Source organism: uncultured Rhodospira sp., assembly GCF_937138205.1.
GTDB lineage: Bacteria > Pseudomonadota > Alphaproteobacteria > Rhodospirillales > Rhodospirillaceae > Rhodospira.
Genome location: NZ_CAKZOT010000094.1, coordinates 1 through 6,827, shown reverse-complemented (window position 1 = coordinate 6,827; position 6,827 = coordinate 1). Strand labels below are relative to the sequence as shown.

At 67.3% G+C, this 6,827-nt stretch carries 7 protein-coding genes; 2 read left to right on the top strand and 5 right to left on the bottom strand.

The genetic code is table 11. The features are described 5' to 3' along the window. Positions 1 to 755: IS1380 family transposase (locus Q0309_RS13790; RefSeq protein WP_299442186.1), on the bottom strand; the 755-nt coding region annotated here is incomplete at its 3' end. A 134-nt stretch (positions 756 to 889) separates the two neighbouring features. Between Q0309_RS13790 and Q0309_RS13785 the strand changes: the two genes are divergently transcribed. Then, positions 890 to 1,414, top strand: a complete 525-nt coding sequence (locus tag Q0309_RS13785) for a hypothetical protein (RefSeq protein ID WP_299442183.1) — start codon at positions 890 to 892, stop codon at positions 1,412 to 1,414. 54 nt (positions 1,415 to 1,468) lie between these two features. Continuing rightward, positions 1,469 to 1,984 carry a hypothetical protein gene (locus tag Q0309_RS13780; protein ID WP_299442180.1) on the top strand — a complete coding sequence of 172 codons (516 nt, stop codon included), beginning with the start codon at positions 1,469 to 1,471 and terminating at the stop codon, positions 1,982 to 1,984. A gap of 235 nt (positions 1,985 to 2,219) precedes the next feature. Here the strand turns inward: Q0309_RS13780 and pnp are convergent, their stop codons facing one another. The 4 genes from pnp to rbfA form a co-directional block, all read right to left on the bottom strand. Next, on the bottom strand, positions 2,220 to 4,340 hold the full coding sequence (gene pnp / locus Q0309_RS13775; RefSeq protein WP_299442177.1) for a polyribonucleotide nucleotidyltransferase: 2,121 nt from the start codon (positions 4,338 to 4,340) through the stop codon (positions 2,220 to 2,222). Between the two features lie 318 nt (positions 4,341 to 4,658). After that, positions 4,659 to 4,928, bottom strand: a complete 270-nt coding sequence (gene rpsO / locus Q0309_RS13770) for a 30S ribosomal protein S15 (RefSeq protein ID WP_299442173.1) — start codon at positions 4,926 to 4,928, stop codon at positions 4,659 to 4,661. Between the two features lie 120 nt (positions 4,929 to 5,048). After that, entirely contained in the window at positions 5,049 to 6,008 is a 960-nt protein-coding gene (gene truB / locus Q0309_RS13765) for a tRNA pseudouridine(55) synthase TruB (protein WP_299442170.1), read from the bottom strand. After that, positions 5,998 to 6,465, bottom strand: coding sequence for a 30S ribosome-binding factor RbfA (rbfA, locus tag Q0309_RS13760; RefSeq protein ID WP_299442167.1), 468 nt, complete (start codon positions 6,463 to 6,465; stop codon positions 5,998 to 6,000). The genes truB and rbfA overlap by 11 nt, the downstream gene beginning before the upstream one ends. Positions 6,466 to 6,827 lie beyond the last annotated feature (362 nt).

The window sequence follows — 6,827 nt, the reverse complement described above, 5'->3', positions numbered from 1 at the left end:
CCGTTGGCCTCGCACCAGCTCATCAGGTTCGGGCGGGCGAACCCGGAATCGCCGCGCACCAGGATCTGGACCGTCGGCCAGACCTTCCGGATGCGGCCGACGATGCGTTTGATCGCCGCCTTCGCGCCCTTGGCGCCGTCGACATTGCCGTGACGCAGCTTGGCTAGCAGGAGATGCGGGCCGCAATAGACATACAGCGGCAGGAAGCAGCGGTGTTCATAGTAGCCGTTGAAGAAACCGCCGATCTGGTGGCCATGGGTCTCCACGTCGGTGGCGTCGATGTCCAAGGTGATCCGCTCGGGCGGGGTGTCGTGGCTCTCGGTGAACAGGTCGACGTACAGGTCCTGGAGTCGGTTCGGCTGGGCGGTGATCCTGTGGTAGCGCCGGTCGCTGTCCTCGAAACTCCGTTCCACCCGTCCCAGAGTGGAACTCCCGGCGAGGGGAGCCGGCTTGTCGCGCCCGGGGGACTTCGCCTCGCCCAGGAGCCTGAGCAGGGGATCGTGGCGCAGGCTGTCGTGATCGGTGAGGTCCTCGTATCCCAGTGCGATGCCGGTGACACGTTGAGCCAGCAGGTCGGCCAGCGGATGACGGACCCGGCCCGGGTCCCGGTGGTCGTCGAAGCACGCCGCCATGCGGGGGAACAGGTCCAGGCGCCTGGCCGTCTCCCGCAGCAGCAGGCCGCCGGCGTCCGAGGTGATCTCGCCGCCGTCGAAGGCGGCGATGACCGCGCGCGGACCGAAACCGGAAAAGAGCATGCGAGGTCCCAGTATCGAATTGATTCTGTTCGACATTATAGCGGCCGGCAGGCCCTCGGACGAGGAAAAACCGGGACCCGGACGGCGCTGTTTTGCTATCCTCCCCGGCGTGGTCCAGAGAAGGGAGAGACGCCGTGCCCGTCAGCAAGAACCGCCGCAAGGACGGCACGAAGGCCCCAAAGCCGGCGCCCCGGAAACGCCGGAAAGCCGAAGCGTCCCCGGCCCCGCTTCCGGAGGACCTTCCCCCGCGGGTGGTCATGGAAAAGATGATGGCCAACCTGCAGAGGGGCCTGTTGGCCGAGGACCTCGCGGGCGAGCAGGCGGCCGATCCGCTCCACGCGGCGCAGGACATCATGTACGACGCCTGGGAGGGCGCGACGAAACGGGACCGGATCGCCCTGGCCAAACAGGCGCTCGGGATCTCGGAGCTGTGCGCCGATGCCTGGCTGCTGCTGGCCGAGGATGAGGCAAAGGGCATCATCGAAAAGCGCGCGGTTCTTGAAAAGGCCGTGGCCGCCGGGGAGCAGGCCGTGCGGCGGACCCTGGGGGAGGAGGCGTTCGAGGAGGAGGAGGGGAACTTCTGGGGGATCCTGGAAACGCGTCCCTACATGCGGGCGCGGGCGGCCCTTGGGCGGATCGCACCCCATTTGACCCGCTGAGCGGGCCAAATGGGGCGCGTCAATCCGCCCAAATTGGTTGATTCAGGACAGATCGTGATCAATCTGAAGCGCAACGTGATTCAGATTGATCACGATCTGCCCGGGCCGACTGTCTCTGGGAGATGGGGGACCCGCGAAGAGGCCGTGGCCCACTGGCGCGACATGCTCCGGCTGTGCCCGAACGATAATATGGGCATCCGCCATGTGCTGGCGCCGAAACTGCTGCACCTGAACCTGTTCGAGGCGGTCCGGGAGCTGCTCGACGAGTACGAGGAGCCGGACCCTGCCAAAACGGGGGCCGAATGGGGCGACACCGACGCCCTGCTGAAATACAAACAGGGCGGGGCCAAGTCGGGCGCCGGCAAGGCGCTGGCCGCGGCCATCAAGAACAACCCCCATGTGCCGGCCTACCTGCTCGGCGAGAAACGCCTGCCGAAACAGCCACCACCCCACTACGCCCTGGGATCGAAGGACGAGGCCGTCCTCTACGTCCTCTCCAGCGGGGAGACATGGACCTCGACGAAGGGCGCCCTGGCCTGGTTGAGCGAAACCGCCAAAAACACCCTGTAAAAAACCAGCCGCCCAATACCCGGGACAAAAGACTTTTATCGTTCAGGGAATCCAGGTTCGTCCGAAACACGGTGACGGATCCGGGAAAAACGCAAGTATATGCTCTGGATTGCTTCGTCGCTTCGCTCCTCTCAATGACAAGAAAGAGTAAAGGTGTGTGAAGCGGATAGACGAAAAAAGGGGAGAGCGTGACGCTCCCCCCCCTTCTTCCCAGTCATCCGAACCGTGACCCAGGTCAGTCCGCCGCCTGGGTCAGGTCGGCGCCGGTTTCCTGGTCGACCTGTTTCATGGTCAGCTTGACCTTGCCGCGATCGTCGAAGCCGACGACCTTGACCTTCACCGTGTCGCCCTGGCTGACGACGTCGGCGACCTTCTGCGGGCGCTGCTTGGACAGCTCCGAGATGTGCACCAGGCCGTCGCGGCTGCCCAGGAAGTTCACGAAGGCGCCGAACTCGACCACCTTCACGACCTTGCCGGTGTAGATGACGCCGATTTCCGGATCGGCGGCGATGCCCTTGATCCAGTCCACGGCGCGCTGCGCGTTGTCGGCATCGGTGGCGGCGATCTTGATGGTGCCGTCGTCCTCGATGTCGATCTTGGTCTGGGTGCTCTCGGTGATCTCGCGGATCACCTTGCCGCCGGTGCCGATGACCTCGCGCACCTTGGACGGGTTGACCTTGATGGTGGTGATGCGCGGCGCGTTGCCCGAGACTTCCTCGCGGGCGCAGGACAGCGCCTTGGACATCTCGCCCAGGATGTGCAGGCGGCCGTCCTTGGCCTGGGTGAGGGCGACTTCCATGATCTCCTTGGTGATGGACGTGATCTTGATGTCCATCTGCAGCGCCGTCACACCCTCGGACGTGCCGGCCACCTTGAAGTCCATGTCGCCCAGGTGGTCCTCGTCGCCGAGGATGTCGGACAGCACGGCGAAGTCGTCGCCTTCCTTGATCAAGCCCATGGCGATGCCGGCCACCGAACGCGGCATGGGCACGCCGGCGTCCATCAGCGACAGCGAGGATCCGCAGACGGTGGCCATGGACGACGAGCCGTTGGACTCGGTGATTTCCGAGACCACGCGCATGGTGTAGGGGAAGTCGGCCTTGGCCGGCAGCAGCGGCTTGACGGCCCGCCACGCCAGCTTGCCGTGACCGATCTCGCGCCGGCCGGCGCCGCCCATGCGGCCGGTTTCGCCGACGGAGTACGGCGGGAAATTGTAGTGCAGCATGAAGTTCTGGCGGTACTCGCCCTCCAGGGCGTCGATGATCTGCTCATCCTGGCCGGTGCCGAGCGTGGCGACCACCATCGCCTGCGTCTCGCCGCGCGTGAACAGCGCCGAGCCGTGCGCGCGCGGCAGGAAGCCGACGTCGATCTCGATGGGGCGCACGGTCTTGGTGTCGCGGCCGTCGATGCGCTGCCCGGTCTTCAGGATGGTGCCGCGCACGATGTCGGCCTCCAGCGCCTTGAAGGCGGCCGGGGCCAGGGCCAGCGCGGCCTCGTCGTCGGCGAAGGCGGCCAGGGCCTCTTCCTTGACGGCGGCGACCTTCTTGTGGCGCTCCTGCTTGTCCGGCTCGGCGTAGGCGGCGGCCAGGCCCTCGCTGGCGATCTCGCGCAGGCGGGTGGCGACGGCCTCGGCCTCCGGCGGCGGTTCGGGCACGTCGCGCGGTTCCTTGGCGGCCAGCTCGGCCAGATCGATGATGGCGTCGATGACCGGCTGATAGCTCTCGTGACCGAACATGACGGCGTCCAGCATCTGCTGTTCGGTCAGTTCCTGGGCCTCGGATTCGACCATCAGCACGCCTTCGGCGGTGCCGGCGACCACCAGGTCGAGGTCCGACTGCTTGACCTGGTCCAGCGTCGGGTTGAGGACCATCTGGCCGTCGATGTAGCCGACGCGCGCGGCGCCGATCGGCCCCAGGAACGGCAGGCCGGAGATGGTCAGCGCGGCCGAGGCGCCGATCATGGCGACGATATCCGGATCGTTCTCCATGTCATGGCACAAGACGGTGCAGATGACCTGGGTCTCGTTGCGATAGCCCTTGTGGAACAGCGGCCGGATGGGCCGGTCGATCAGGCGCGAGACCAGCGTTTCCTTCTCGGTCGGGCGGCCTTCTCGCTTGAAGAAACCGCCCGGGATCTTGCCGGCGGCGAAGGTCTTTTCCTGGTAGTTGACGGTCAGTGGGAAGAAATCGATGCCGGGGCGCGCGGCCTTCTCGCCGACGACCGTGCACAGAACGGTGGTCTCGCCCAGCGAGGCCATGACGGCGCCGTCGGCCTGGCGGGCGACGCGGCCGGTCTCGAAGACCAGCGGTCGGCCGCCCCAGTCGAGCGTCTTGCGGAATGTGGTGAACATGGACATGGGTGTCATCTTTCCCTTGCGTGAGCGTCGCCGCCGTTGTGCGCGTTCCCGACACGCCCGGACAGACACCCGCGCTTGGCCCCGCCGCTGGGTGTGGCCGGGGGGCATGTGCGGATGACGGTAAAAGGACGGGTGGTGGACGGGATCCGGGCCGTGTGCCGGGATCCGCGACGTGCGGGGGGCGCGAGCCCGCGATCAGCGTGACCGGGGCACGACCGGGCACCCGCCCCGGTGGGGCGGGAGCGCGGCCGGCCGGACACAGCGCCCTGTGTACGGGGGACGGCCCGGCTCCGGAAGCGTCCGGGCCGGGGGCACGGTCTATTTACGGATGCCGAGTCGGGCAATGAGGGTCTCGTAGCGGTCGCGCTGGCGCCGCTTGACGTAGTCCAGAAGCTGCCGGCGCTGACCGACCATCATGAGCAAACCCCGTCGGGAGTGGGTGTCCTTCTTGTGCTCCTTCAGGTGCTCGGTCAGGTTCGAAATGCGCTCGGTCAGGATGGCCACCTGAACCTCGGGCGAGCCGGTGTCGCCGTCCTTGGTGGCGAATTCCTTGATGAGTTCCTGTTTGCGTTCGGCTGTGATCGACATCGTGTTACGTTGGCTCCCAGATGCATGACGGCGGGACGTCACGGTCCCGAACCGAAATCGGAAAACGGTGAAAACGGCAAAAGCGGCCAGCGCGCCACAACGTGGCGCCCTCCCGCCGCTTCACAGGTTCATGACGCGGACCGGGCGGATCTCGCCGCCGACGATCCGAACCATTGCCACCAGACGCGTCCCCGACATGGCCCTGTGGACCGTCTCGCCGGGTGGGGTGGCCTGCCCCTGACACCGCGCCGAAGCCTCCCTCATCAGCACCGGCAGCAACGCCACCGGCTGCCCCTGGGAGAGGCGGCGGGCTTCCTGTTCCGTCAGGGCCAGGGCCGGGATGTCGTCCAGCGCGGTCTCGACGGAAAGCAGGACATCAGAGTGCGCGAGACTATGCCCCACTGTTTCCAGTTTATCCAGGGAAATCGCGTGCGAGTCGTCGAACGGGCCGCAGGACAGCCGCCGCAGGCTGTCCATGTACGCCACCGTGCCCAGGCGCAACGCCAGATCGCGGGCCAGGGCGCGCATATAGGTGCCCTTGCCGGCGGCGATCAGCAGGTCGAGCCGGTCCGGGTCGGCGCTGGCCTCGTCCTCCGTCGTCAGGAGTTCGATGGAGTCGATGCGCACGGGACGCGGGCTCAGGTCGACGGGCTGGTCCGCCCGCGCCAGATCATAGGCCCGCCGGCCGGCCACCTTGACCGCCGAGAAGCGGGGCGGCACCTGCTCGATGGTGCCGGTGAAGGCGGGCAAGGCGGCGCGCACCTGGTCGAGCGTCGGGCGCGCGTCGCTGGTGGCGATCACCTGCCCCTCGCCGTCGTCGGTGTCGCGTTGTTCGCCCCAGCGCACGCCCATGCGGTAGAGCTTGCGTCCGTCCATCACGTGGCTGACGGTCTTGGTGGCCTCGCCCAGCGCCACGGGAAGGATCCCCGTGGCCAGCGGGTCGAGCGTGCCGCCGTGCCCCACCTTGGCCGCGCCGCTGATGCGGCGCACGGCGGAGACCACCGCCGTCGAGGTCATGCCGAGGGGTTTGTCGATCACCAGCCAGCCGTGGATCGGCAGGCCCTTGCGTCTACGCCCCATCGTCGGCGTCGTCCTCGCCGGTGCGGTCGGCGCGCCCCCGCCCTGGGTCCACGTCGCGCGCCACCTCCGGGCTGTGCAGGATGGCCTCGATGCGGTCGGCGGTGTCGAAGCTGGTGTCGGTGGCGAATGACAGGTCCGGCACATACCGAAGGCGAACGCGGCTGGCCACCTCGTGACGCAGGAACGGCTTGACCCGGCGCAGCCCCTCCAGCACCTCGGCCTCGGCGGCCTCGCCGCCGCCCAGGGGCATACAGAAGACGGTGGCGTTGCGCAGGTCGGGGCTGACGCGGACCTCGGTGATGGTGACCGGCGTTCCGGCCAGCGCGGGTTCGCGGATGTTGCCTTCCTCCAGAGTCCAGGCGAGGGCGTGGCGCAGTTCCTCGCCGACGCGCAGTTGGCGCTGGCTCTGCGGGGCGCCGGCCTGTTTGCCGGCGGCGCGGGCGGGGTCGCGTCTCATGGTGACGGGACTCCTTGGGGTTATGGAGGTGATCCGGGCCGGCGGCGGCCCCTTGCCGATCATCGCCGGGCCAAATGTCGTCGGGCGGGCAGCAGTTCTCAATATGGATGTACAGCAGTGGTCCGGACAGCGCGGCACACACTCCTCCCCCCGTCGGGGGGAGGCTGGGAGGGGGGGAATCAGATGTCAGAAGACAGAGGTCAGAAGACAGAAGCGTAAAGCATGGAATGGCGCCATCCCGTTGAGCTTCTGTCATCTGTCATCTGATTTCTGTCCTCTGGTTCCCACCCCAGCCCTCCCCTATCCAGGCTATCATATTCACACTTCTCCGCCAGCTCGTAGGGTGCGTCTGACCGCCGCGA